Origin of the sequence: Rhizobium sp. BK275 (assembly GCF_014193555.1) — a bacterium.
GTDB lineage: Bacteria > Pseudomonadota > Alphaproteobacteria > Rhizobiales > Rhizobiaceae > Rhizobium.
On sequence record NZ_JACHZL010000003.1, the window covers coordinates 631,000 to 657,651 of the forward strand.

The following is a 26,652-nucleotide window of genomic DNA, read 5'->3' on the forward strand; positions in this document are numbered from 1 at the left end:
TATCTCAGCGATCAGCGATTGCGGAAGATGCCGCGATCGACCTGGCGCTGACGATATTCAAGATCAATACGGTCGTGCGAGCCGTTGAGATATGCCATTTCACGTTCCTGAGCGGTCGGAGCGCGAAGGGCGCGGGCGAACTTTCTGATCGGTTCAAACATTGCTTTGCCTCATCTTCGTTTCATTTCTTGATGACCAGAAGATAGTCGCGGCAATGGTTAATTACCAACGCTGTAACCTGAACACAGCCATGCAAATGATGCATGGCTTGCCATTTCAATGTGCCGGCCCGGCCATGAAATGATCACAAAATGTGCAAATCGCAAGTCTGCGAGCGGCAATAATTTAATGAAATCCTACTCATAGAGACGCCGGACCGTCGCGATGCATTCCAGGTCCTTGAGCTGGGCAAGAAGCTGGTTGAGCTGACGCAGGTCCCAGACCTCCACTTCCAGCATCATTTCGGTGAAGTCGGTCGCCGCCCGCATCGTGTTCAGCATGCGGATGTTGACGTCGAGGCTTGCGACCGTCTGCGCCACCTTGGCGAGCGTGCCGGGTTCGTTCAACGCATTGACCATGATGCGGGCCGTGAAGCGGGACTTGTTGGCTTCGTCGAGATCCCAGCGCACGTCGATCCAGCGGTCCGGTTGGTCATCGAAACGCTGCAACGCCGGCGACTGGATGGGATAAATGGTGATGCCCTTGCCCTTTTCCATGATGCCGACGATGCGATCGCCGGGCACCGCGCCGGTCGGCGAAAACTTGACGCCGACATTGCCGGAGAGCCCGCGGATCGGCACAATATCGGGATCGCTCTCGGTGGAGGCGCGCTCGCCATCGAGATCGGCCTTGGTCTTGCCGGGGATCTTGAAGATCATGCCCGCGGCGCTGCGGACATTGAACCAGCCCTCGTCGCCGGCCGGCTTGACGGTGACGCGCTCGTCCTGATGGTCGGGATAGACCGCACGCAGCACGTCGAGCGAGGACATCTCACCGCGGCCGACGGCGGCGATCGCGTCTTCCACATCCTTCTGCCCCAGGCGGTGGAGGGCCGGCTTCATGGCGTCGCGCGAGAAGATCTTGCCGGCGCGCTCGAAGGTGCGCTCCAGGATGCGGTGGCCGAGGCCGGCATATTGCTTGCGGATCGCCATGCGTGTCGCGCGGCGGATGGCGGCGCGCGCCTTTCCGGTGACGACAATTTCCTCCCAGGCAGCCGGCGGCACCTGCACGCCGGAGCGGATGATCTCCACCTCGTCGCCATTGTTGAGGCGGGTCACCAGCGGCATGATGCGGCCGTTGATCTTGGCGCCGACGGTCGTATCGCCGATATTGGTGTGGACGGCATAGGCGAAATCGATGGGGGTCGCGCCGCGCGGCAGCGCGATCAGCTTGCCCTTCGGCGTGAAACAGAAGACCTGGTCCTGAAACAGCTCGAGCTTGGTATGTTCGAGGAATTCTTCCGGGCTGTCGCCTTCGGCAAGTGCCTCGATCGTGTGGCGCAACCAGGAATAGGCGTTGCTTTCCCGCGAAAGGATATCGCCGTCCGCATTGGTGGCACCATCCTTGTAGAGCGTATGGGCGGCGATACCGAATTCGGCGATCTCATGCATGCGCTTGGTGCGGATCTGCAGCTCGATGCGCTGCATCGACGGGCCGACGATGGTGGTGTGCAGCGACCGATAATCGTTCTGCTTCGGCGTCGAGATATAGTCCTTGAAGCGGCCGGGAACGACCCGCCAGCGCGTATGGACGATGCCGAGCGCGCGATAGCAGGAGGGGATATCCTCGACGATGATGCGGAAACCGTAGACATCGGAAAGCTGTTCGAAGGAGAGCGACTTCGACTGCATCTTGCGGAAAACCGAATAGGGCTTCTTCTGGCGACCCTTCACATAGGCGCTCGTCAGCCCGCTGGCGATCAGCAGGTCGCGCAGTTCAGCCTCGATCTTCTTGACCAGCCCCTCATTGCGCTTCGACAGTTCCTCGAGGCGCTTGGTGACGGTCTCATAGGCCTCGGGGTTCATGTGCCGAAAGGAGAGTTCCTCCAGCTCCTCGCGCATGTCCTGCATACCCATGCGGCCGGCAAGCGGCGCATAGATTTCCATCGTCTCTTCGGAAATGCGCGCGCGTTTTTCCTGCGACATATGGTCGAGGGTGCGCATGTTGTGGAGACGGTCGGCGAGCTTGACGAGCAGGACGCGCACATCATCGGAAATGGCAAGCAGGAGCTTACGAAGGTTTTCCGCCTGCTTGGCCTTCTTGGTGACGAGGTCGAGCTTCTTGATCTTCGTCAGGCCCTCGACAAGGCGGCCGATATCCTCCCCGAAGAGTTCGTCGATTTCGGCGCGGGTCGCCGTCGTATCCTCGATCGTGTCGTGCAAGAGGGCGACTGCAATCGTCGATTCATCGAGATGCATGTCTGTCAGGATGGCGGCCACTTCGAGCGGATGCGAAATGTAAGGGTCGCCGCTCGCCCGCTTCTGCTGGCCATGCTTCTGCATGGCGTAGACATAGGCTTTGTTCAGCAGAGCTTCGTTGGCATCGGGCTTGTATTTCTGAACCCGCTCCACGAGCTCGTACTGCCGCATCATTCCAAAGCCACTCCAATAAAATAAAAGCGCGCCAATCGCAGATTGGCGCACACATGGGCAATATTATGCCTAAGCTTTACAGGCGCAAGATTGATGATTGGTAATCATCGATCTTTTGCCGCGCAGGAAGCCCCGACCGTTCAAAGGCCAGGGATGCGCTTAGTAATCGTCGCTCTTTTCCGGCGGGACGAGACCTTCGATGCCGGCCAGAAGCTCTTCTTCCGACATCTGGTCGAAGGTGATCGTTTCCGGCAGATCGTCCTGCTCTTCGCTGTCGGCAGAGGCAGCAGCGCCGGCGGCGATCAGGCTTGCCGGATCGGGCTCGGGCTCATCCACTTCCACGTGCTTCTGCAGCGAGTGGATCAGGTCTTCCTTCAGGTCATCAGGCGACAGAGTCTCATCGGCGATTTCGCGCAGAGCCACAACCGGGTTCTTGTCGTTGTCGCGATCGATGGTGATCGATGCACCCTGGGAAATCAGCCGGGCGCGGTGGCTGGCGAGCAGAACCAGCTCGAAGCGGTTCTCCACCTTGTCAATGCAATCTTCTACTGTGACACGGGCCATTGCCTGTCCTTTGCGGTCGTCTTTTCAGGATTAAAACGCCCGATACAATTAAAACCGGGCAAATTCAAGTTTTTCGTTAGAGTCCCCTCGCCTTTATCCGCAGCCGGTCTAAATTTCCATGCACAATATGACATTTCCACCGGGGGTTGCTTGGAATATCCCGAATCGTGCCCTAAATCTTTCATATATGAATAATTCATAAAGTATGAAACAGCTCGACGCCACATCCACAAGCCGCTGTTTTTATTGGGCTAAGTGGCTTATGGATTTGGATTACTCTCTTTGGATTGGTAAGCGATGTTTGACCCACGCGAAAAAATTGCACTATTCATTGACGGCGCCAACCTCTACGCTGCATCCAAGAGTCTCGGCTTTGATATCGATTACCGCAAGCTCTTGAAAGCATTTCAGAAACGCGGATACCTGCTGCGCGCTTACTACTATACCGCGCTAATCGAAGACCAGGAATATTCCTCGATCCGTCCACTCATCGACTGGCTGGATTATAACGGCTACAAGGTCGTGACGAAGCCTGCCAAGGAGTTTACCGACTCCATGGGGCGCCGCAAGATCAAGGGCAATATGGATATCGAACTCGCAATCGATGCCATGGAACAGTCCGAAACGGTCGACCATCTCGTCATCTTCTCCGGCGACGGCGATTTCACCAATCTGGTCGAAGCGCTGCAACGCAAGGGGCGCAAGGTTTCGGTCATTTCGACCATGTCGACCCAGCCGCCGATGATCGCCGACGACCTGCGTCGCCAAGCCGATCATTTCATCGATCTCCTGTCGCTGAAGGCCGAGATCGGCCGGGATCCTTCCGAACGTCCGCCCCGTCCTGCCGAAGTGGCGCCGGCCAGCGATTTCGAAGACTGAACCCTATTCGCAGATAGCGAATGCTGGTGGCATGGTCAGCCGTTGTCTTTCAACAGACGGCTCTTCTGCCTGTTCCAATCGCGCTCTTTCTCGGATTCGCGCTTGTCATGCAGTTTCTTGCCCTTCGCAAGCGCCAGCTCCAGCTTGGCGCGGCCCTGATCGTTGAAGTAGACCTTCATCGGGATCAGCGTCATGCCTTCGCGATTGATGCCTGCACGCAAGCGGTTGATCTCACGCGCGGACAAGAGCAGCTTGCGTCGGCGGCGCGGCTCATGGTTGAAGCGGTTCGCCTGCAGATATTCCGGCAGATAGGAATTGATCAGCCAGATCTCGCCATCCTCATCGGAGGCGTATGATTCGGCGATATTGGCCTTGCCTTCGCGCAATGACTTGACCTCGGTGCCCATCAGCACCAAGCCCGCCTCATAGGTATCGATGATCTCGTAGTTGAAGCGGGCCTTGCGGTTCTCCGCGACGACTTTCTTCACGATACGCTGGCTGCCTTTGGGGGCCATGACGATAATTCCATTCCAGAGGCGCGAATGCCGCGGCCTCATTTCCTGTCATCTATGTAAGAGAACGGCTCGATTTTGTGAAGACGGGCCGGGTTTACGCTTAATGCATGTCGTTATCGCAAAACCGCTTCACACTTTTGCGCGACATGCTTTAGTTGAGCAGGCCCGCGTGACGCATGGCGGCATCAATCGCCGCTTCCGTTGCCGGCTCCAGCGAAGACATCAGCGGCGAGCGGACAGTACGGCCCATGCGGCCGAGCTTCGACAGGCCGTATTTCGCGCCGCAGACGCCGGGCTCCATGAAGACCGCCTTGTGCAGCGGCATCAGCCGGTCCTGCAGTTCTAGCGCCTTGGCATAGTTGCCGGCAGCCGTCGCCGCCTGGAACTCCGCACAGAGGCGCGGCGCGATATTGGCCGTCACCGAAATGCAGCCGACGCCGCCGTGGGCGTTGAAGCCAAGCGCCGTCGCATCCTCGCCGGAAAGCTGCTGGAACTCCTTGCCGCAGGTGATGCGCTGCTCGGAGACACGCTCGATCTTGCCGGTGGCATCCTTGACGCCGACGATGTTCTTGTGCGCCTTGGCAAGCGCGCCCATCGTCTCCGGCGTCATGTCGATGACCGAGCGGCCGGGGATATTGTAGATGTAGATCGGCAGGGCAACGGCTTCGGCGATCGCCGAATAGTGAGCGATCAGGCCCTTCTGCGTCGGTTTGTTGTAATAGGGCGTGACGACGAGGACGGCATCGGCACCGACCTTTTCGGCATGCTGGGCAAGCTCGATCGCTTCGCGCGTATTGTTCGAGCCGGCGCCGGCCATGACGGGCACGCGTTTGCCCGCGACTTCGATGCAGAGTTCCACCACCCGTTTGTGCTCGGCATGCGACAGCGTCGGCGACTCACCGGTCGTGCCGACCGGAACGAGGCCGCTGCTGCCCTCCCCGATCTGCCACGTGACGTGAGCGGCGAAGCTGTCTTCGTCGATCAGGCCAGCATCGGTGAAGGGAGTGACGAGAGCGGGGATGGACCCATTGAACATGCAAAGCTCCTCACGGCCGATATCCTTGCTTCAGCCGCATTCCATGAATAAGAGTTGCGCACCATAGAGCGGCAATATGGCCGCGACAAGCGCGCATAGATCGGTTTAGGGCAAAATCCGATAGCAAATGTGAATGAATTTTACCTGGTTTGGTAAGGTTTCGTTAATGTGCCTCCCGCCAAATGGAAGGGCGTATTTTCGTTGCGAGTCATCCGGATGAAGAGAACCGTTCTGATCCTGTCCGCCTTCGGTCTGGTGGCCGCGGCCTGGGGCAGCGCTGCATCGCAGCTGCCCGGCGAAGGCGCTCCCGTACCCGCCGTCAAGCCGCTGGGTTTCGTGCCGGAAACCGCGTCCTTCCCCGAGGCGATCACGACCGGCGCCATTCCGCGCAATCCGGCGATCGCGCCTGTCAACAGCGACCTGAAGGCGGGGCTCGATGCGCTCTCCAACAAAGATCCACAGCAGGCGCTCGCCATCCGCAATACCATGGCGGCGGGAACGCTCGACCGTCATATCCTGACCTGGGCAATCGCCACCTCCGGCCTGAAGGGTGTTCCCTCCTACGAGATCGCCAGTGCTTCGGACGAGCTGAAGGGCTGGCCGGGTCTCGAACGGCTGCGCGGCAATTCCGAACGCGCGCTCTATGACGAAAACCCCGCTCCTGCCGCGGTGTTGAATGCCTTCGGCGATACGGCGCCCGAGACGGCGCAGGGCGCCATGATCCTGTCGCGGGCGCTTGTGGCGACCGGCAAGTCTGTGCAGGCGGCAAAATATATCGGCAAGACCTGGCGCGGACAGGCGCTCGACAAGGCAACCGAAGACAAGATCCTGGCCGAATTTGCCGGTCTGCTGACTCCGGCCGATCATAAGACGCGGATGGATTATCTCATGTATCGCGGACGTGTGGCGCAGGCCAAGCGCTTCGGCGACATGGGTCAGGCGCAATCGCTCTACAAGGCCTGGGCTGCCGTCGACGACAATGCCGGCAATGCCGGCGCGCTTCTGAACGCGGTCGATGCCAAGTGGCGCAGCGATCCGGGTTTTCTCTTCGCGCGCATCGAATATCTTCGCAAGCAGGACAAGTATCTCGACGCCGCCAAGCTGCTGCAGCAAATACCCCGCGACCGGACCGAACTGATGAACTCGGGCGAATGGTGGAACGAGCAGCGGATCGTCAGCCGCGGCCTCGTCGACCAGGGACAGTTCAAGGCCGCCTACCAGATCGTTGCCGCCTCCGTCGCGACGGTGCCGACGGATGTCGTCGAGGCGCAATTCCATGCCGGCTGGTATGCGCTGCGCGGTCTGCAGGACCCGACGACGGCCGAGACGCATTTCCGCAAGATCCTGCAGGTTTCCAACGGCCCGCTCTCCGTTTCGCGCGCCTGGTATTGGCTCGGACGCTCAGCCGAAGCCGGCGGACCGGGCAAGGCCAGCGAATTTTTCGCCAAAGCCGCGAATTTTCCGGGCACTTTCTACGGCCAGCTTGCCGCGGAAAGGCTGGGACGCAAGACGCTCGATGTCACATATCCGTCGCCGACGGCTTCCGACCGCCAGAACCTGCAGCAGCGCGAGGCCGTGCAGGCGATCGGGCGGCTGGAATCCGCAGGTCATGGCTGGCGGGCCGCAGCCCTTTATCTGGCACTGGCCGACCAGCTCCAGAGCCCCGGCGAGCTTGCAATCCTGACTGCCAAGGCCGAGCAGGCGGGCGACCATCATCTTTCACTGCAGATCGGCAAGATCGCCTATGGGCGCGGCATCGATGTCGCAGCACTTGCCTTCCCGGTCGGCGTCATTCCGGCCAACGCCAATATATCCGGCTCCGGCAAGGCGCTCGCCTATGCAATCGCCCGGCAGGAAAGCGCCTTCAATCCGGCCGCCGTTTCCGCCGCCAATGCCCGCGGCCTGCTTCAGCTCTTGCCGGGCACGGCCCAAGCCGTCGCCAAGCGACACAAGATCACCTATTCCAAGGACAAGCTGACGGCCGATGCCGGCTATAATGCGACGCTCGGCGCGCATTACCTCGGCGAGCAGATCGACGCCTTCGGCGGCTCCTATATCCTCACCTTCATCGCCTATAATGCCGGGCCGAAACGCGTGCCGGAATGGATCGGCCGCTATGGTGACCCGCGCGGCAAGCCGGTCGACGAGATCGTCGATTGGATCGAGCGCATCCCCTTTCCCGAAACACGCAATTATGTGCAGCGGGTGATGGAGAACTACGAAGTCTACAAGGCGCGCCTTGGGCAGACACCTGACATCGAGCGTGACCTCATTGGTGGGCGCGGCGCGACCTGAAGCCGATTGGCAGGCCTGCCGAAAGCACACTAACCTTCTTCCGGCAAGCGGATGGAGGCGTCATGGCCAACGGGAACATGAAAGATTTTGCTGAACGATTCTATAAGTCGACTGACGGGCTGACGCTCTACGTCCGTGACTACCAACCGGCGACTGGAGACACCGGTCGATTGCCGGTCATCTGCCTGCCGGGCCTGACCCGCAACTCGCGTGATTTCCACGATCTGGCATTACTGCTTTCGCGAGACGCCACCTCTCCCCAGCGCGTCATTGCCCTGGATTATCGCGGGCGCGGCATGTCCGAGCGGGATGAGAACAAGGCGAATTACAATCTCGCCGTCGAAGGCGGCGATGTCATCGCCGCCTGCGCGGCGTTCGGCATCAACCGCGCCATCTTCATCGGCACATCGCGAGGCGGGCTGATCCTACATTTGCTGGCGGCAACGCGGCTCGGATTACTTGCCGGCGTCATCTTCAACGATATTGGCGCAGTCATCGAACCGGCCGGGCTGATGGCTATCCGGGACTATCTCAATCGCAGCCGCAAACCTCGGACCTGGAGTGACGCGGTCGATATCCTCAAAGAAAATCTTGCCGCTGCCTTTCCCGCGCTCGGTGCCAACGACTGGTGGGAAATGGCACGGGCTATTTACAGGGAGACAAATGGCATACCGGTTGCCGACTATGACCCGGCTATTGCCGAACAGTTGAAAACGATTGATTTCAACGGCCCCCTACCCGACCTTTGGCCGCAATTCGAAGAGCTGCGCTCCACACCGCTATTGGTGATCCGGGGAGAGAATTCCAATCTGCTATCCCTGGAGACGACAGACGAGATGACGAAACGGCATCCTAATATGGTGCAGATCACGGCGAAAGGCCAAGGTCACGCGCCACTTCTGCATTTAGGAGACATTCCGGAGGCGATCAGGACATTTATCGGCAGGCTGAGCTGAGCTTTCGTGACACCGCCTAGCGCCGACATCAAAACACTACCCGCCACAATGAAGGTGGCAATCAACAAAAAAGCCCGGCTCAAAAGCCGGGCTTCTCTATGACCGAAGTCAACTCGAATTAGAACGCACGCTGCAGACGGAAGTAACCGGTGGTTACGTCGTCGCCATCTTCCGGATCCAAGTACTGGACCGAAGCCTTGGCGTAGAAGTTTTCGACGATCTGGTAATCAACCGTCAGACCAGCCTTCCAGGCATCGCCGAGACCATCCCAGTCTGTCGGAACATTCTTGCTGCCGCCGAAGTAGTTGCCGTAGTACTGAACGCCAGGGGTGATCTTCAGCTTGTCCGTTGCCTTGATGGCGTATTCGCCAGCAACTGCCCATTCAGCCGTCGAGTAGTAGGAGTTCGGGCCGCTGGAGTAGACAACAGCGAGGCCGAGCGTGCCCGGGCCGAGTTCAGCCGTACCCATAGCGCGGATTGCGCCGTCTTCGTTGTCGAAGTCCCAGCCGCCGGTGACCTGGTAGCTGAAGACGCCAGCCTTACCGCCGATGCCGAAGGCAACGCCGACGTTGTTCGGACCATCGTCCGGAGTGAAGGTGGTGGTGCCGGCAGCGTTGGTAGCAAAGGTGCCCTGATAGACGCCGTCTTCCAGTTCGTCGACGCTGAGGCCAGCGTAGAAGGAGCCGGTTTCGTACTGATAACGGATCGAGTTATGCAGCGTTACGACGGAACCGATGTCGTCCGTTTCGCCGGAGAGACCATCGTCCCACCAGGAGTAGAAGAGACCAGCGCGGAAGCCCGCGACGTCGAGGTAAGCGGAGTCGAGCTTCGTGTTCTGGCTGGACGCGTTGTCAGCGTTGGCCTGGAGAACGATCACGCCGGTGAGCGGGCCGTATTCGGTGTCGCTCTTGGCCGTGAACTGAACCTGACCGCGGGTTACAGCATCCCAGCTGGAGTCGTTGGTCGTCTTGTCGCCGCCGGCGTTCGGGCCGACGTTAACCTGGAAACGGATGTAACCGTTGATCTTCAGGCAGGTTTCCGTGCCCGGGATGTAGAAGTAGCCGGTGCCGTAGGCGTCGCAGACGCGAACGTATTCAACCGGTTCCGGCTCGGCTGCAACGATAGCGTCAGCAGCCTGAGCGCCGGAAACTACTGCCAAAGCGGCAGCAGAGCCAAGAAGAAGGCTCTTGATGTTCATAATGACCTCCAATTCAAGTTTCGATCGGAGGTAGGATCACGTCTGAACGACGTTTCCCTGCCCCACCCCCGGTGTTTGAAGAAGTCGGGCGGTCAGGCCCTTGCTTCCGAGAGTGAAAATACAAGACGAAAGCTGTCACGCAATCACCAACTTGTGTTCGAGAGGGGTTTACGAAGGCCTTACCGAAACGCTGTTGCTGAAAGGCCACAAGTTGGGCAACGGGGCCGCCATTTGTTTAAGCTTTGTTAAGAAAGCGCTTATTTTCCCGGTGTTTATTGGGATTTCATAAGACGCAGAGGCATCCGGTCGTGCCAAATTGGCACCATTTTCCCGCCAGATTCGGCTTTCTGCGGTAACCGGCTAACGACTAACGCGAAGCTTGCCCATGCGAAAATCGAAACCGATTTCAGCTTTGGCCGACGAGAGACGATTGATTCCCCTATGCGATTCGCTCGGCGCTCATCGCGATTCCGGAACGCGACATGCGACAGGGAGAATTTCGAACAGAGAAAATTGACGGCGGGCACGAGAAGCCGCGCGCGAAAAGACCGCTGACATTAATGAAGGAAAACGGCGGAGACGATATCCGCCAGCCGGATCAGCACCACTCCCACTGTGGTCGGCTCACCGACGATTCCAGGCCGCTCGATCGATGAAACCGTTCATCGGAGGTTCATGCCTGGCAGCGCAATCTGAAAACCTGAGAGGATACGTCGATGAGGAAGCTATTATCAGCACTCGCAGCCGTTGTCCTGGCTGCATCTTTCGCCCCGCCGCTAAACGCGGCTCCGATTTTCGTGCCGAGAGCCGAACAAGTGCAGATCGGCAATGTCGAGCTGGTCAGACACCGGAGCCATCGTCATTGGCGTGCGGATCGCCACTGGAACCACCGGTACGCCTACCGTTCCTGCAGGTATTATGGCAGGTGCTACAATAGATATCCTCGGTATTACGGCTATCGATATCCCGGGTATTACGGCTATCGGGATTATTACCATCGGCGGCCAGGAGTGACTTTATATTTTCGCTTCTAGCGGCGACACTCGCCCAGCCTATCGCAGTCCTAATCCGCGATGAGCGAGGCAGTCTTCGGATTGTAGACATACCCAACGATCGATCCGTCTCTGATTTTCTCAATCGCCTCGTCAATGACGAACAGCGGCACGAGGAACCATTCACGGGGAATGACCGGCTGCCCGAAACGATCCTTGATCTCGATATCGAGTCGAGCGGCACCGAAAACGCGATGGATCAGGTTTTCAAGCCGGGTGCGATTGATGTTGAACAACTCGTAGGTAGCGACGACCTCGACATCGGCCATCAGGAAGGTCGGGTCGAGTTTCGCATGGGTGAGACGACGCGCGATGTCGCCGCCGGTTACACCGATTTTATGCAGGATGTCGCGATGGGCGACGATGGCTGGATGATCGGATTTGCTGCGCAATACATAAACGATGCCGCTAGCCTCATCCTCTTCATCGCTGCGGTCCGAAAACAGCGGCCCTGCTGAGGGTTCGGTAATTCTCCGCCCCGCCTCGTCTTTATAGAGGGCACGCTGCAGCGAGCGCAGGAGAAGGTCGCTTTCCGTACCGTTGGAGTATATGACCCTTAAACGGGCATCGGTCTGTCCATTGGGAGCCCTGAAAAGCTCTCCAACGTCGGCGACGTAGGCAGTTTGCCCGCCAAGGACGAAAAACTGACCCGCCGAAATATCCGATTTCAGAAAACCGGCATCTTTCACGAATGGCCGGCTCGCACGAACACCGCTCTGCAGATCACGCTGCACCTGTTCGAACAGCGGCTTGAAGACATCAAAGTCGCCACACTTCTGACGATTTGCGATTTCCTCGGCCGCCTGCTTCTCGGCGTATGGCCGAACGTAACGAAGTTCAGTGATATCCTTCGGATCGTCGCCGGCTCCCAGTTCCGCCAGAAGTTCGTCGTCATCCATTTCCTCGGAGAAGCCAGTTGATTTTACATCCGCGCCTGACAGGAGTCCTTGATGATCCAGAGGCTCCAGCAAGGCGTGGCAATCCGCAAGCTCCCGGAGGCGGTCAAGCCGCACAGCATAAAGGCGCTCGAAGATATCACGGTCTCCGCCATGCTGCGGCACGCGGCCATGCTGTTCAACGAAACGCTGGATTTCTTCGAATCCCGCTAGAAGACGCTCCTCACGAGGCGTTCGGTTGGCCTCTCTCTTCGCCTCGGCCTCTATGCCGAGCTCCGCCAAGAGTGCATCGTCCTCATCGGTGAAGCCTTTAGCCACGTCCAGCCTCCGTCCTCATACGCTGAAGAAACGCCACCCCCTCGGCCATGCGTTTTTCCCAGGCATCAGGCGAGGTCATCAACGGCAGCCGTCCACGTTCCTGCTTGAACTTCAAGGCCCGCTTGGCGAGTTCGCGCGCTTCTTCGACAGTAAGACTGACGCGCTTTGCCCCAATCGCGGCAGCAACCTGCTTCAGGCTTTCCTCGCTCATCGTTTTCGAAAGGATCGCATAGGCTTCACCGAATGGGTTGATGCTGTCGATCAGATCGATGTCGAGTTCACGAACGTCCATGATGTACTTGCGAACCCCATCGACGAAGGCGGTATTCGGGCTGGAATCGCTGCCGCCACTTCCGGCAGCGATCTGCTTGGCCGCCTGCGTCAGATTGAGAGCCGCGACGGCATGCTGGCGTACGGCCTCCTGATCTTCATCGCTCAGTTCCGGATACTTGTCCTTGATGATCTTGCCCATGCGAACCTGGGTCAGTTCCTCGGGAATGAGTTCAGCGTCAAAAAGCCCGCGCTCAATTGTCCTCTTGTCTTGTACGAAGGCGGCAATCACATCGTTGAGATCCTGCAGGCAGACGCGCTGCGCCTCTTGGCTCCTTGGCGGAACAAGGCCTTTGATCTCAATCTCGAATTTTCCGTTCTCCTCGTTGAAGCCGACGTTTTCCTTGTTCGGGTCGTAACCGCCGTCGCCGTAGTCAAAGCCTGGCGTTGCCTCATTGGTCGGGTTCTTGGGTTTGAACTCGAAGCGCGGCGCAAGCACCTGTTCCATGAGCAGGCTTGCGGCGATGGCCTTCAAGGTGTCGTTGACAGCCTCGGTGACAGCCTCCTCAGCGGCGTCCGGCTCCGCGATCAGATTGGTGAAGCGTGCCCGCACCTTCCCCGGCGCATCGCGAGTGGCGCGACCGATGATCTGGACGATCTCAGTGAGGCTCGAACGATAGCCGACCGTCAGCGCGTGCTCACACCATATCCAGTCGAACCCTTCCTTGGCCATACCGAGCGCGATGATGATGTCGACGTGATCTCGGTTGTTCTTCTGCGTCGGGTCTTTCAACGCCGCCGAAACTCGATCACGCTTTGTTGGATCGTCGTCCACCAGGTCAGCAATTCGTAGAATACGCCCATTCGAGGTCTTGACCAGTTGGAAACCGGTGGACGCGTCTGCTCCCTCCCAGGACCCGAGCGCTTCGATAATGTGCTCCACCTCCCTTATCTTGTCCTTCGTGCTTTCGCGCGAATTGACGGAGGGGATGTGGATGATCGTCTTTTCGGTTGGACGGAGTACCTTCAGGATATCGTCGGCATACGAGCCACTATAGAAGAAATAGCCAATATCGAGCTGCTTCAGGTACTCGTAACCATTGAGCTGTTCATAATAGGTATAGGTGACGCTGTCGAACTTCGACTCGTCCTGCGGGCTCAGCACGGCCTCGGCGTCGCCGCGGAAATATGACCCGGTCATCGCCACGATATGCACACGGTCGCGAGCGATGAACTCGCCGAGATGCAGGCCAAGCCTATTGTCGGGATTGGCGGAAACATGATGAAACTCGTCGACCGCAATCAGCCTGTCGTCGAAAGCCTCGACGCCGAACCTATCCACCGCAAAACGGAAGGTGGCATGAGTGCAGACTAATACCTTGTCGGCACCGTCGAGGAACACGCCGACGGAATTCACCTTGCCCCCATCTGTGCCCGGCGCGTTGCAGAGGTTCCACTTCGGCGCAACCGTCCAATCTGTCCAGAAACCGAATCTGGACAGCGGCTCATCATTGAAGCTGGAACCGATGGACTTTTCCGGCACGACGATGATCGCCTGCTTGAGCCCCTGATTGTGGAGCTTGTCGAGGGCGATGAACATCAAGGCGCGGCTCTTGCCCGAGGCCGGCGGCGACTTGATGAGCAGGTATTGTTCGCCCCGCTTTTCATAGGCACGCTCTTGCATCGGCCGCATACCCAATGCGTTGGCCTTGGTCGAGGAACCATTGCGAGCATAAGAGACAGAAACGGCCGGCACATGAAACGGAACTGCAGGCTCCGAAAATCCCTTGTTCACGAGGTTCTTACGCAGCTTCGTAGTTTTGGCGTGCATGAAGAAGGCTTCGTCGGCCTCCGGGATGTCCGAAAGATCGATCTTCTCGTCCGGGATGGCGGCAATCTCAGTGATGCGTTTTTCTGTAATAGACATCGAAATGCTTCCGTTCCTGAGCAGTCGCCTTTCGGGCGCTGATGATACGAACCCTGTCGTCGCGGTCCGTATGGACCACGCAAACGACAACCGTGCTGGCTGATCTGCCACTTTGTAGCCGGCCGAAGCTAATTTCCCTCAACTCGCCATAGGCGGCGGCATCTTCGACAGTCAGGGTGTCGTCCTGAAATATAGTGATTGCCTCCTCGAAACTAATACCGTGATTCTTTATGTTCGACGCAGCCTTCTCGCTGTCCCATTCAAAGGCAAGCTCACCGCTGCCATCATCAAGCTCCATATAATACTCTACCGTCCTCACTGGATGCTCCTTTTGGAAGTCATCTTCGTGTAGAGTTCGAAGAGCTTTTCGAGCCGTTCGGTGTCGTTTCTGAAGCGCCGGCCGAGATAGATGCGTTCCAGAACCTCGTCGTTACGGTCATGGGCCTCGCGCAGATCAGCAGGCATTTTTTCAGGGTTATAGAGGTCGGCGATGGTTGCCGGGAAATGAGACTCACGTGCAAGGAGGATATCTTCTGCGCAGCGGGTGAGGTCGGCCTTCATCTTATCGGTTAGCGTAGGAACGGGGAAGGTGTTCCAGCCGAGGGTGTTGGAGTAGGAGAAATCCGTTCGCATCCGGACGCACACCGTGCCTATCCAGACCCAATGCAAGCGCGACGCAATCAATGCCATATTCCAGAGAGGAGCATCGTAGAGGGCGTAGTTCTTATTGTTAACAGTCGTCCGATTGTCGATAATACCACAGGGCAAGTACTGACGATTCTCAGAGGAAATTGCTGCGGCGACAACAGTATGGTGTTGACCTATAAGCATCTCTCGCATTTGATGAGATCGTTGCGCTAGGTCGTTGGCTGACTTATCAGTGCTACTAAGCCGCATTTTTCGAACTGCCTCGATCCGTTCGGCGATCGTCGGAATACTCAGAGCTTCTTCCAAATATTCATCCGCGATCCAAAGGCAGTAACGCTCGACGCCTCGAATGAACTCCGCCCCCCCATAGTTCTTCCGGATGAAGCGCTTGTGCTGGTCGTCTGTCAGACCAAGTCGGTCCACCTGATCGGCTGTGAGAAGGAGATGTCCGCCGTCATATGGCATGTTTCCCCTTACCATAGGCGGCAGTGTCGAGATGGGTCGCCGTGTTTGCTCAACTTCTGTTCTAGGCGCCGCCACTAGGTAAGCGTTTATATAGTCGACCTCCCTAAGAATAGAGGAGCCGTTCTCTCCGGGCTGGAAGAGTTTTCGTACAACGGATGTTGGCTGAGCTATCCCCACGATGATAACAGTTACGCCCGCTTTGTTGCTGGCAAGATTAGCCCATTTGAATGAGGTGTGAGCAAAAGTAATTTCATGGCCTGTTGCAAAAATCAGCGGCCAGAGGATAGGCACCTGCTGACCCTGACAAATCGAGTTGGTGGCGACGAAAGCTGCGGTAGTTGGAGATTGCTTGCCATAGTCGGCGGCTTTCATAAACCAGCCGGCCACATAGTCGAGCGATTTCCAATTCTTAGCGCGCCTCCCAAATATTGCCTGCAAGTCCGATTTTTGGTCTTCGCTCTGCCAAGTCGACCCCAGGTAGGGTGGGTTGCCGCAAATGTACGTTTCTCCTCCTTCATTCTCGAAGTCGATCTGTGCCTGATCGAGCGGCGAATGGAACAGATCGTCCGCCCGATGCTTCACACCCGTTCCCTCCGGGGGGGAAATGCTCAGCCAATCTAACCGCAGGGCGTTGCCGCACACTATCCAATTCTGGGAATCGAGCGGCAGAAACTCCGCCAGCGCATCCTTCTGACCGCGATAGAGTACATCGCACTGGTATTCGGCGATAATGAGCGCCAGGCGCGCGATCTCGGCTGGGAAATCGCGCAGCTCAATTCCCCGGAAGTTCTTGAGAGGAATATCACTCTTGCGTCCGTCTTCTTTGCGGCGTCGATTGATTTCCACTTCAATCGCCCGCATTTCCTTGTAGGCGATGACAAGGAAGTTTCCCGAACCGCAGGCCGGGTCGAAGACCCTGATCCGAGACATACGCTTGCGTAGGTTCAACAACATGCGGGGATTGTCTCCCGCCTCAGCTAGCCGCGCGCGCAAGTCGTCGAGGAACAGCGGATTGAGCACCTTCAGGATGTTCGGAACGCTCGTGTAGTGCATTCCGAGCGCGCCGCGCTCCTCGTCCTCAGCGACTGCCTGAATCATCGATCCAAAGATGTCGGGATTGATCTTCTTCCAGTCCAATCCACCGATATGGAGAAGATAGGAACGGGCGATCCGACTGAAACGCGGCACGTCGAGGCTGCCGGAGAAAAGCCCGCCGTTTACGAAGGGAAAGGCGTCGGCCCAACGTGGTAACTTCGCGGTGCCGCGATCCGCGATCTTTGTATTCATGGCGTGGAACAAAGCACCGATGACTTCGTGCGTATTGGACGAGTCCCGGGCACTCATCTGTGAAATCGTAGCGGTAAACAGCTTTTCACCTAGAAAGATGTCAGTGCTCTCAGCGAAAAAGCAGAAAATCAGCCGTGCCATGAAGTGATTCATGTCCGGCCGGCGCCCTGCTGCGCCCCATTCAGGGTTATCTTTCAAAAGCTCGACATAGAGGCGGTTCAGGCGACTGGTGGCGCGGATATCGAACGACGAGTCGCGGACCTGCTTGACGGTGGTAATCCCAGCGAGCGGCAGAAAAAAGCCGAAATGGTCCGGGAAGTCTGCATAGGCGCAGGCGACGGTCTCGCCCGTTCCCAGATCCTCGGCTTCGAACGTATCGCCATCCGTCGCCAGGACAAACTTCGCCTTGGCGCGCACCGTCGCTGGGCTGACCTTCAGCGCGGCGAGCACGTTCGTCACCTCACCTGGCTTAGCGACGGCGATATGGATGTTGTCACGCTGAAGAACACCACCAAGATCGGACTTGTTGGTTTCCCCTTTGCGCAGGCGTTTGAGAGTGGCTTCCTTATTTCCGAAAGCTTGCAGAAAGAGATACGGAAACTCGTCGGCGTCGAATGGCTGCTCAGCAAGTGCCGAAACGGCTTCTTCAATTTCGACGGCGTTCATAGCCCTGCCTTCCACTCCAGCATTTCCGGTCTCCGAACGACAAAGGACGTGCCTTATCGAGCGGCAGGAATAGCGAACTAAAGTTGAGTCGTCATGTGGCAAAACCACGCGTGAAAATTAGAGGCCTCAGTTCCTGTGAATCGCTGTCGGTTTTCACGATCGTTGAGGGGCCAGGAAAGTGCTTGTTCATATTTGCCGGGCCAACTGTCGCCCGGCCGGGCGAACGAGTTCTGTGCGATGCGCCGCACGATCGAAATCGATGGCGAACCACCCCGGAGCCTCATGCGCTGTGATCTCGGATATATCGACCTCGAACAGAGAACCCTGCAAACCATCGACAACCCGTTCGGCACGAGGTTGTCACCTATGTCTCAGGTACGGACTGTTACCTATGTGTCCGGGTCGGACAAAAGATAGATGGCGGAGAAGATGGGATTCGAACCCACGATACCCTCTCGGGTATACTCCCTTAGCAGGGGAGCGCCTTCGACCACTCGGCCACCTCTCCGGTGGGAGCCCTGATATGGGTATTCTCCCGTGCGATCAAGCTCTTTTTGAAGTTTTCACATGTCCTTTAGATAGGCCACCGATAGAATGATGACAGTTCAAACGTAAAGCGCTTCAGAGGCGCTTGTGCGGGTTGCCCGGTCAGGCCAGCAATTGCTTCAGATCGGCCGCGGGATCAGCAAGGATCGCCCGATCCGGATTGATCCCCGATTCCAGCATCTTCTTGCCCGTCACATAGGCCTTTGCATCGTTGATGGCATCGACGGCAATCAGCCTGCCCTCACGGAAATACCAGACGGAGCTTGCGCCTTCGCGGGCGCCCGGGCGCAGAAGCGTGTCGTCATAGCCCATATTGAAGCCGGCGATCTGCAGCTTCACATCATATTGGTCGGACCAGAACCAGGGCTTCGGGTCATAGGGTTCGCTGCCTCCGGCGATAACGGCAGCGGCGGCATCTGCCTGATCGACGGCGTTCTGGACGGATTCGAGCCGGATGCGGCCGCCCTGCCACGGCAGGCTCGCGCAATCGCCCGCCGCAAAGATCGACGGATCGGATGTGCGGGCGAACTCATCGACGATGATTCCATTGCCGACGTCGAGCCCTGCCTCCTTGGCGAGAAGATCGTTCGGCACCACACCGATGCCGACGATGACGAAATCCACGTCGATGATGCTGCCATCGGAGAGTTCGGCGCCGGCCACCCGGCCATCCCTACCGATCAGATGCTTCAGACCGGTCTTTTCGCGAATCGTCACATCATGGCTCTTATGAATCGCGCGCATGATGTCCGCGGTCTCCTTGGCGGCGACGCGCTGCAGGATCCGCTCGGCCATTTCGATGACGGTCACTTCGAGGCCGAGATGGCGGGCAACGGCTGCAGCCTCCAGGCCGATATAACCGCCGCCGATGATGAGCACACGGCGGCCGGGTCGCATTTCCCCGGCCAGAAGATCGGCATCGCGCTTGTCGCGGGCGACGTAGACCCCCTCCAGATCGCCGCCGATCGCGGCAGGCAGGCGGCGAGGCGTCGAGCCCGTCACGATTGCCAGCGTACCGTAGTCGATGATGGAACCATCCTGCAGCAGGACCTGCTTGGTCTCGCGGTTGATCTGCTCGGCCCAGGTCGAGAGACGGATCTCGACATTATTGTCTGGGTACCAATGCTCGGGACGGAACAGCAGGCGATCGAAGGCCATCTCACCGAGCAGATATTTCTTCGACAGCGGCGGGCGCTGGTAGGGAAGCACGTCTTCGGCGCCGATGAGCGTGATCGGACGCTCATCCTTCAATGCACGCAGCTTGGCTGCCAATGCGAAGCCTGCCTGCCCCGCGCCGATGATCACCAGTCTGTCCGTCACGATGTCACTCCCGAATATGCGGCCTTCAACAGGGACAAGGCCTATCCCCTGCCCCAAACGCCGTCAACGGAAGCGAGGTCTAACCTCAGCCGATCTCGATCCAGCGGCGCTCATGGAAGGACTGTGCCATGGCATGAACCGACTTTTCTATCCTGAGACCGTCTTCGAATGTCACGATAGACGCCGGCTCTCCGCAAATCGCCCGGATTAGTTCGCGGCATTCGATGATCTTCAGATCGTTGAAGCCGAGACCATGGCCAGGGGCCGGAATGAAGCGATCATAGGGCCGATGGGCGGGCGCCGCCAGTATCTTGCGGAAGCCCTGTTCGGAGCCTCGCCCTTCGGCCTGATAGAGCTCGAATTCGTTCATGCGCTCCTGATCGTAGAGGATCGAGCCCTTCGAGCCGTAGATCTGCAGCGCGATCCGGCCCTTGCGGCCCCAGGCGGCCCGGTTTGCCATCAGCACAGCGGAGATGCCGCCGCCAAGGCGCATCAGCACATTGGCGGCATCGTGATTCTCCACAGCGCGGCGACCGCCTTCCTTCTGAGGGCGGTCGGCATAGGGCTTCACCATATCCGTGGTGACGGCCTCGACATGGCCGAAGAGATACCAGAGCAGCGACAGGGGATGGACGGCGAAATCGTCGAGCGCGCCGTAGCCGGCCGACAGCTCGCTCTTCCAGTAGAAGAAGACATCGGGATCGGCCATGAAATCCTCGTCCATTTCGACGCGGATATGATTGACGGAGCCGATCGCGCCTTCGCCGATCAGCGTCTTGATATGCCGCATGATCGGGTTCTGGATATAATTGTAGCCGAGCACTGCGACCTTGCCGGACTGCCTGGCCACCTGAAGCATGCGCTCGGCATCGGCATAGGCGGGCGCCATCGGCTTTTCGCACCAGACGTGCTTGCCGGCCTCGAGGGCTGCGATCGCCATTTCGGCATGGAACTGATTGGGTGTGGTGACGGAGACGACGTCCACATCGGGGTCGGCAATCAGTGCCCGCCAGTCGGCCGTCGCCTTCTCGAAGCCGAACTCGGCGGCGCGAGCGCCTGCAAGCTCGGCATTGGCTTCGGCAAGATGCACGAGGCGCGGCCGCTCGACATCGCCGAACACCGTTTTCACCGCATTCCATGCCAGCGCATGGCACTTGCCCATATAACCGGTGCCGATCAAACCGATGCCGAGTGGCTTCATGTCAAGGTCTCCTCCTCAAATCCGCATAGATTTTTGGAATATTTGGATCATTTTGACAAGCAGGCAGCGATGCATCATTTCATCTCGCCGTTTATGAAATTGTTCAAAACCCTTGATTTTCAGGATATTAAAAACAATTAGGCGCCTTCGCAGAAATCGTTTATGCTTCGAAATATGGAATATTTGTTTCATCTTCTGAGCCGTCAGCATGGATAGTGACACCCGAAGAGCGCGCGTGCCGCGCGATTTCGAAAGCCTGCGCAGCACCATTATCGAGCGCAAGGCCAACATGCCGAAACGGCTGGCGCAGGTGGCCGCCTTTGCGCTCGGCAATCCCGACGAAATCGCCTTTGGCACGACGGCAAGCATTGCCGCCGCTTCGGAGGTGCAGCCCTCCACGCTGGTGCGTCTTGCCCATCACCTCGGTTATGAAGGCTTTTCCGATCTTCAGAGCATTTTTCGCGAGCGACTGCGCGACCGGACGCTGAGCTATGAGGAACGTCTCGTCACGCTGGAACAGTCCGGTGGGGACGACGAGGATGCAACGCTGCTTTCCGGTTTCATCTCGGCCGCCAGCCAGTCCGTGAACCGGCTCGCGGCGACGGTGCAGACCGACACGTTCGCCAAGGCAGTCGATATTCTGGCGGCGGCCGAAACCATCTATCTCATCGCCAAGCGGCGCTCCTATCCGCTGACGGCACATATGACCTACGCTTTTTCCAAGCTGCATATCCGCCATCAGATCGTCGCCTCGCCGAATGGCGTCGATCCCGAGATGGTGCAGTTCGCCACGCCACGCGATGCGGCGATCGCAGCAAGCTTCTCGCCCTATGCCGCCGACAGTCTCAGCCAGAGCCAGGAGCTTGCCGATCGTGGCGTGCCGGTCATCGCGATCACCGATTCGGCCTTTTCGCCCCTGGCTGCCTGCGCAACGCACTGGTTCGAGGTGGCGGAGGCTGATTTCGGCGGTTTTCGTTCGCTCTCGGCCTCGATGGCGCTCACCATGGCGCTGCCGGTTGCCATTGCCGAACGGCGGCGCAAGTTGCAGCATCCAAAACCCGTCGAAACAAAAATGGAATAAACATTCCGAATTGACAAAGAGATGGAACTTATGTTTCATTATTCAAAATTCGCGGGCACCCCAGACCGTGTAAGAATCTAGCGGGAGGATATCATGGTACAATCGAATCCGGGCTCGCCGGAGCCGTCTCTCGACGTGATCACGATCGGCCGATCCTCCGTCGATCTCTACGGCCAGCAGATCGGCTCGCGGCTCGAGGATATCGGCTCGTTTGCCAAGTCCGTCGGCGGCTGCCCGGCCAATATAGCCATCGGTACGGCGCGGCTCGGGCTGAAATCGGCATTGATCACGCGTGTCGGCGCGGAACAGATGGGCCGCTTCATCATCGAGCAGTCGGCGCGCGAAGGCGTCGAGACCAAAGGCATCAAGACGGACAAGGACCGGCTGACGGCGCTCGTGCTGCTCGCGGTGGAGGCCGAAGGTGTCTCGCCGATGATCTTCTACCGGTCCGACTGCGCCGACATGGCGCTCGACGAAGGCGATATCGACGAGGATTTCATCAGGTCCTCGCGCGCCGTGCTCGTCTCGGGCACGCATTTCTCCCGGCCGAATACGGAGGCCGCGCAGCGCAAGGCGATCCGCATCGCCAAGGCCAACGGCCGCAAGGTGATCTTCGATATCGATTATCGGCCGAACCTCTGGGGCCTTGCCGGCCATGCCGAGGGCTTCGAGCGTTATGTGAAGTCCGACCGTGTGTCTTCGAAGATGAAGGAGACGCTGCCGGATTGCGACCTGATCGTCGGCACGGAAGAGGAAATCCTGATTGCGTCGGGTGCGGACGATGTTCTCGGTGCACTAAAGGAAATTCGACGTCTTTCCCCGGCAACGATCGTTCTGAAGCGCGGCGCCATGGGCTGCATCGTCTATGACGGCCCAATCAGCGACAATCTGGAAGACGGCATCGTCGGCGATGGCTTCCCGATCGAGGTGTTCAACGTGCTCGGCGCGGGCGATGCCTTCATGTCCGGCTTATTGCGCGGCTGGCTGAAGGATGAGCCGCTGAAGACCTGCGCCACCTGGGCGAATGCCTGCGGCGCCTTTGCCGTTTCCCGTCTTCTCTGCTCGCCGGAATATCCGACCTGGGCGGAACTCGACTTCTTCCTGAAGAACGGCAGCAAACACCGCGCGCTGCGCAAGGACGAGGCGATCAACCACATTCATTGGGCCTCCACCCGCAAGGGCGAGATTCCGCTGCTGATGGCGCTCGCCATCGATCACCGTTCGCAACTGACAAGCGTCTGCGACGAGCTCGACGTCGACTACAAGCAGATCGTCGCCTTCAAGCGGTTGGCGGTGGAAGCCGCTGCCCGCGTCGCCGATGGCCGGCGGGGCTACGGGATGCTGATCGACGAGCGCTTCGGCCGCGATGCCTTCTTCGATGCGGCCAAGAAGAATTTCACCTGGATCGGCCGGCCGGTCGAGCTTCCGGGCTCCAAGCCGCTGCGTTTCGAATTCAGCCAGGATATCGGCTCGCAGCTGGTCGAATGGCCGCTCGACCATTGCATCAAGTGCCTGTGCTTCTATCATCCCGACGATCCGGCAGAGTTGAAGAAGGAACAGCAGGAGAAGCTGCGCACGCTCTTTGAAGCCGCGCGCAAGGTTGGCCGCGAGCTGCTGGTGGAGATCATCTCCAGCAAGAACGGGCCGCTGACCGACGACACGGTGTCGACGGCACTGGAAGAGCTCTACGCGCTCGGCATCAAGCCGGACTGGTGGAAGCTGGAGCCGCAGGCATCGACCGGCGCCTGGAAGAAGATCGATGCCGTCATCGCCAAAAATGATCCATGGTGCCGCGGTATCGTGCTGCTGGGGCTCGAGGCTCCCGCCGATGAACTGGTGAAGGGGTTCGAGGCAACGCTGGCGGCACCCTCCGTCAAGGGCTTTGCGGTCGGCCGCACGATCTTTGCCGAAGCCGCGCGCGGCTGGCTGTCCGGCAAGATCAACGACGAGGAGGCGATTGCCGACATGGCCGGCCGCTTCAAGCAATTGACAGAGGCTTGGCTGAAAACCCGCGGCCTCAACTAAGAGAGTGAATTTGGGAGGCGCCTTATGGGCAAGACGGTAAGATTGACGATGGCGCAGGCTGTCGCGCATTTCCTCAAGAAGCAGATGACCATTGTCGATGGCAAGAAAGTGCCGATCTTCGGCGGCGTCTGGGCGATCTTCGGCCATGGCAATGTCGCCGGCATGGGTGAAGCGCTCTATCAGGTGCGCCAGGAGCTGCCGACCTATCGCGCACATAATGAACAGGGCATGGCCCATGCGGCGATTGCCTATGCCAAGGCGAGTTTCCGCCAGCGTTTCATGGCCTGCACGACCTCGATCGGCCCCGGCGCGCTGAACATGGTGACGGCCGCCGGTGTGGCGCATGTCAACCGTATTCCCGTCCTCTTCCTCCCCGGCGACGTCTTCGCCAATCGCGCGCCCGATCCGGTGCTGCAGCAGATCGAGGATTTCGGCGACGGCACGGTTTCGGCCAATGACGCCTTCCGCCCGGTCTCGCGCTATTTCGACCGCATCACCCGGCCGGAACAGATCATCACCGCATTGAAGCGCGCCATGCAGGTGCTGACCGATCCGCTCGATTGCGGTCCTGTGACGCTGTCGCTCTGCCAGGATGTTCAGGCGGAAGCCTTCGATTATCCGGAGAGCCTGTTTGCGGAAAAGGTCTGGACGGTGCGCCGTCCGCAGCCGGATGCCGATGAGCTTGCCAATGCGATTGCGTTGATCAAGGCCTCGCAGAAGCCTGTCATCGTTGCCGGCGGCGGCGTCCTCTATTCGCAGGCGACCAAGGAGCTTGCGGCCTTCGCGGAGGCGCACGGCGTTCCCGTCGTCGTCACCCAGGCCGGCAAGTCGGCGATCGACGAGCGTCATGCGCTGGCGCTCGGCTCGGTCGGCGTGACCGGCACGTCTGCTGCCAATGCGATTGCCGAGGAAACCGATCTGGTGATTGCCGTCGGGACGCGCTGCCAGGATTTCACGACGGGCTCCTGGGCACTCTTCAAGAATGAGGGCTTCAAGCTGCTCAGCCTCAACATTGCAGCCTATGACGCGCTGAAGCATGACAGCCATCCGCTGGTTGCCGATGCGCGCGAAGGGCTGAAGGCGCTCTCATCCGGTCTTTCCGGCTGGAAGGCGCCGGCAGCCCTTGCCGAAAAGGCTGCGAAGGAAAAGAAGGCCTGGATGGAGGCTGCCGCCAAGGCGATGGGCACCACCAACGCCGCCCTGCCCTCCGATGCGCAGGTCATCGGCGCCGTTGTCCGCTCGATCGGTGGCGAGAAGACCACGCTGCTCTGCGCGGCAGGCGGCCTGCCGGGCGAATTGCACAAGCTGTGGCCGGCAACCGTCCCCGGCAGCTACCATATGGAATACGGCTTCTCCTGCATGGGCTATGAGATCGCCGGCGGCCTCGGCGCCAAGATGGCGCATCCGGAAAAGGACGTCGTCGTCATGGTCGGCGACGGCTCCTACATGATGATGAATTCCGAGCTTGCGACCTCGGTCATGCTTGGTCTGAAGCTCAACATCGTGCTGCTCGACAACCGCGGCTACGGCTGCATCAACCGCCTGCAGATGGCAACCGGTGGTGCGAACTTCAACAATCTCCTGAAGGACGCCTATCACGAGGTGATGCCCGAGATCGATTTCCGGGCACATGCCGAAGCGATGGGCGCGATTGCGGTCAAGGTATCTTCGATCGCCGAACTGGAACAGGCGATTGCCGATTCGAAGAAGAACGACCGCACGTCGGTCTTCGTCATCGACACCGATCCTTTGATCACCACGGATGAAGGCGGCCACTGGTGGGATGTCGCGGTGCCGGAAGTCAGCCCGCGCGGCGAGGTCAACAAGGCGCATGAGGCCTATGTCAAGGCACGCGCCGCCCAGCGCGTCGGCTGATCGGATTGCTATGATTTATGGAGGAGCGGCAGCGCTCCTCCGCACTATTTAAGGAGACCATTGATGAAGGCCAAACTCGGCATGTCGCCCATCGCGTGGTGGAACGACGATCTTCCCGAACTCAGCGACGATGTATCCCTTGAGGAATGCCTGCGACAGTCGCGCACAGCCGGCTTCACCGGCATGGAACAGGGCCGCCGCTTCCCGAGCAATCCTCAGGAAATGCTGCCCATCCTGCGCGCCGCCGACGTGACGCTCTGCGGCGGCTGGTTTTCGGGCACGCTGGTCAATGAGGAGCTTGCGGCCAACAAGGACCGCATCGCGCCGATGATCGAGCTCTTCAAGGCCGTCAATGCGCCCTGCATCGTCTATGGCGAAGTCGGTCGCTCCATCCAGGGCGATCGCTCCAAGCCGCTCGCGACCAAGCCGCGGCTTGGCGATGACGAGATGAAGGCCTATGCGCGCCGCGTCACCGAATTCGGCGAATGGTGCGCCGACCAGGGCATGCCGCTCTCCTATCACCACCACATGGCGGCTGTCGTCGAGACCGAACCGGAACTCGATGCCTTCATGAAGAATTCGGGCGCCGGCATTCCGCTGCTGCTCGATGCCGGGCACCTGGCCTTTGCCGGCGGCGACGTGCTGCGCGCCATCGACAATCACCACGCCCGCATCAACCATGTGCATGTGAAGGACATCCGCAAGGCCGTTGTCGACGGTCTCGACCGCAGCAAGCAGTCCTTCCTTGATGCGGTGGCGCTTGGCGCCTTTACCGTGCCGGGCGACGGCTCGCTCGATTTCGGCGCGATCGTCAAGCGGTTTGCGGATTATGGTTATGAGGGCTGGTTCGTTGTGGAAGCCGAGCAGGACCCACGTAAGGCACCGCCGCAGAAGATGGCGGAGATCGGTCATGCCGAATTGATGCGGGTTATGACGGCGGCTGGTTATACGGTGGAGACGGAAGGTTTCCCGAAGGGGTAATTACACGATCGTCGGAGCAAGAGGCCCCCTCATCCGCCCTCCGGGCACCTTCTCCCCGCC

The 26,652-nt window shown here is 59.0% G+C and carries 20 protein-coding genes and 1 tRNA gene; 8 read left to right on the top strand and 13 right to left on the bottom strand.

Translation table 11 applies throughout. The features are described 5' to 3' along the window. Positions 1 to 11 precede the first annotated feature (11 nt). The 3 genes from FHT82_RS13055 to rpoZ all read right to left on the bottom strand — a co-directional run bounded on the left by FHT82_RS13055 (position 12) and on the right by rpoZ (position 3,155). Positions 12 to 161: a DUF3563 family protein gene (locus FHT82_RS13055; protein ID WP_018115599.1), complete on the bottom strand. Its 150-nt coding sequence runs from the start codon at positions 159 to 161 to the stop codon at positions 12 to 14. A 195-nt stretch (positions 162 to 356) separates the two neighbouring features. Continuing rightward, the gene (locus FHT82_RS13060) at positions 357 to 2,591 is read right to left on the bottom strand and encodes a bifunctional (p)ppGpp synthetase/guanosine-3',5'-bis(diphosphate) 3'-pyrophosphohydrolase (RefSeq protein WP_183730779.1); all 2,235 of its coding nucleotides are present in this window, start codon (positions 2,589 to 2,591) and stop codon (positions 357 to 359) included. A 159-nt stretch (positions 2,592 to 2,750) separates the two neighbouring features. Continuing rightward, positions 2,751 to 3,155 (bottom strand): DNA-directed RNA polymerase subunit omega, encoded by a 405-nt coding sequence (rpoZ, locus tag FHT82_RS13065; RefSeq protein ID WP_183730782.1) that lies wholly within the window; start codon positions 3,153 to 3,155, stop codon positions 2,751 to 2,753. Positions 3,156 to 3,452: 297 nt separating this feature from the next. On the opposite strand from rpoZ, the gene FHT82_RS13070 reads away from it, so the two are divergent. After that, complete coding sequence (locus FHT82_RS13070) at positions 3,453 to 4,034, top strand: NYN domain-containing protein (protein ID WP_007820126.1); 582 nt, start codon at positions 3,453 to 3,455, stop codon at positions 4,032 to 4,034. A 35-nt stretch (positions 4,035 to 4,069) separates the two neighbouring features. Here FHT82_RS13070 and smpB read toward each other — a convergent pair whose 3' ends face one another. Then, the gene (gene smpB / locus FHT82_RS13075; RefSeq protein WP_183730785.1) at positions 4,070 to 4,549 is read right to left on the bottom strand and encodes an SsrA-binding protein SmpB; all 480 of its coding nucleotides are present in this window, start codon (positions 4,547 to 4,549) and stop codon (positions 4,070 to 4,072) included. A 151-nt stretch (positions 4,550 to 4,700) separates the two neighbouring features. After that, positions 4,701 to 5,585 carry a 4-hydroxy-tetrahydrodipicolinate synthase gene (gene dapA / locus FHT82_RS13080; RefSeq protein ID WP_183730788.1) on the bottom strand — a complete coding sequence of 295 codons (885 nt, stop codon included), beginning with the start codon at positions 5,583 to 5,585 and terminating at the stop codon, positions 4,701 to 4,703. 216 nt (positions 5,586 to 5,801) lie between these two features. Here dapA and FHT82_RS13085 point away from each other — a divergent pair, with 216 nt between their 5' ends. Next, positions 5,802 to 7,880 (top strand): lytic transglycosylase domain-containing protein, encoded by a 2,079-nt coding sequence (locus tag FHT82_RS13085; RefSeq protein ID WP_183730791.1) that lies wholly within the window; start codon positions 5,802 to 5,804, stop codon positions 7,878 to 7,880. A 62-nt stretch (positions 7,881 to 7,942) separates the two neighbouring features. Continuing rightward, complete coding sequence (locus tag FHT82_RS13090) at positions 7,943 to 8,836, top strand: alpha/beta hydrolase (protein ID WP_183730794.1); 894 nt, start codon at positions 7,943 to 7,945, stop codon at positions 8,834 to 8,836. Positions 8,837 to 8,954: 118 nt separating this feature from the next. On the opposite strand, the gene FHT82_RS13095 is transcribed toward FHT82_RS13090, so the two are convergent. After that, the gene (locus tag FHT82_RS13095) at positions 8,955 to 10,034 is read right to left on the bottom strand and encodes a porin (protein ID WP_183730797.1); all 1,080 of its coding nucleotides are present in this window, start codon (positions 10,032 to 10,034) and stop codon (positions 8,955 to 8,957) included. 716 nt (positions 10,035 to 10,750) lie between these two features. On the opposite strand from FHT82_RS13095, the gene FHT82_RS30340 reads away from it, so the two are divergent. Beyond that, complete coding sequence (locus FHT82_RS30340; protein WP_246698118.1) at positions 10,751 to 11,068, top strand: hypothetical protein; 318 nt, start codon at positions 10,751 to 10,753, stop codon at positions 11,066 to 11,068. Between the two features lie 29 nt (positions 11,069 to 11,097). Here the strand turns inward: FHT82_RS30340 and FHT82_RS13105 are convergent, their stop codons facing one another. The 7 genes from FHT82_RS13105 to FHT82_RS13135 form a co-directional block, all read right to left on the bottom strand. Then, on the bottom strand, positions 11,098 to 12,300 hold the full coding sequence (locus tag FHT82_RS13105; RefSeq protein WP_183730803.1) for a GIY-YIG nuclease family protein: 1,203 nt from the start codon (positions 12,298 to 12,300) through the stop codon (positions 11,098 to 11,100). Then, positions 12,293 to 14,497, bottom strand: a complete 2,205-nt coding sequence (locus tag FHT82_RS13110; protein WP_246698119.1) for a DEAD/DEAH box helicase — start codon at positions 14,495 to 14,497, stop codon at positions 12,293 to 12,295. The genes FHT82_RS13105 and FHT82_RS13110 overlap by 8 nt, the downstream gene beginning before the upstream one ends. Next, complete coding sequence (locus FHT82_RS13115; protein WP_183730806.1) at positions 14,469 to 14,795, bottom strand: BrnT family toxin; 327 nt, start codon at positions 14,793 to 14,795, stop codon at positions 14,469 to 14,471. Before FHT82_RS13115 ends, FHT82_RS13110 begins: the two co-directional genes overlap by 29 nt. A 17-nt stretch (positions 14,796 to 14,812) precedes the next feature. Beyond that, positions 14,813 to 17,563 carry a class I SAM-dependent DNA methyltransferase gene (locus FHT82_RS13120; RefSeq protein WP_183730809.1) on the bottom strand — a complete coding sequence of 917 codons (2,751 nt, stop codon included), beginning with the start codon at positions 17,561 to 17,563 and terminating at the stop codon, positions 14,813 to 14,815. Between the two features lie 418 nt (positions 17,564 to 17,981). Further along, a tRNA-Ser gene (locus FHT82_RS13125) sits at positions 17,982 to 18,071 on the bottom strand. 140 nt (positions 18,072 to 18,211) lie between these two features. Continuing rightward, entirely contained in the window at positions 18,212 to 19,429 is a 1,218-nt protein-coding gene (locus tag FHT82_RS13130) for an FAD-dependent oxidoreductase (RefSeq protein ID WP_183730812.1), read from the bottom strand. An 85-nt stretch (positions 19,430 to 19,514) separates the two neighbouring features. Further along, positions 19,515 to 20,630, bottom strand: coding sequence for a Gfo/Idh/MocA family oxidoreductase (locus FHT82_RS13135; RefSeq protein ID WP_183730815.1), 1,116 nt, complete (start codon positions 20,628 to 20,630; stop codon positions 19,515 to 19,517). A 208-nt stretch (positions 20,631 to 20,838) separates the two neighbouring features. On the opposite strand from FHT82_RS13135, the gene FHT82_RS13140 reads away from it, so the two are divergent. The 4 genes from FHT82_RS13140 to iolE all read left to right on the top strand — a co-directional run bounded on the left by FHT82_RS13140 (position 20,839) and on the right by iolE (position 26,592). After that, the gene (locus tag FHT82_RS13140) at positions 20,839 to 21,711 is read left to right on the top strand and encodes a MurR/RpiR family transcriptional regulator (protein WP_183730818.1); all 873 of its coding nucleotides are present in this window, start codon (positions 20,839 to 20,841) and stop codon (positions 21,709 to 21,711) included. Positions 21,712 to 21,804: 93 nt separating this feature from the next. Next, complete coding sequence (iolC, locus tag FHT82_RS13145) at positions 21,805 to 23,736, top strand: 5-dehydro-2-deoxygluconokinase (RefSeq protein ID WP_183730821.1); 1,932 nt, start codon at positions 21,805 to 21,807, stop codon at positions 23,734 to 23,736. A 24-nt stretch (positions 23,737 to 23,760) separates the two neighbouring features. After that, a complete protein-coding gene (iolD, locus tag FHT82_RS13150; protein WP_183730824.1) occupies positions 23,761 to 25,611 on the top strand; it encodes a 3D-(3,5/4)-trihydroxycyclohexane-1,2-dione acylhydrolase (decyclizing) in 1,851 nt (616 codons plus the stop codon). Between the two features lie 63 nt (positions 25,612 to 25,674). Next, a complete protein-coding gene (gene iolE, locus FHT82_RS13155) occupies positions 25,675 to 26,592 on the top strand; it encodes a myo-inosose-2 dehydratase (protein WP_183730827.1) in 918 nt (305 codons plus the stop codon). Positions 26,593 to 26,652 lie beyond the last annotated feature (60 nt).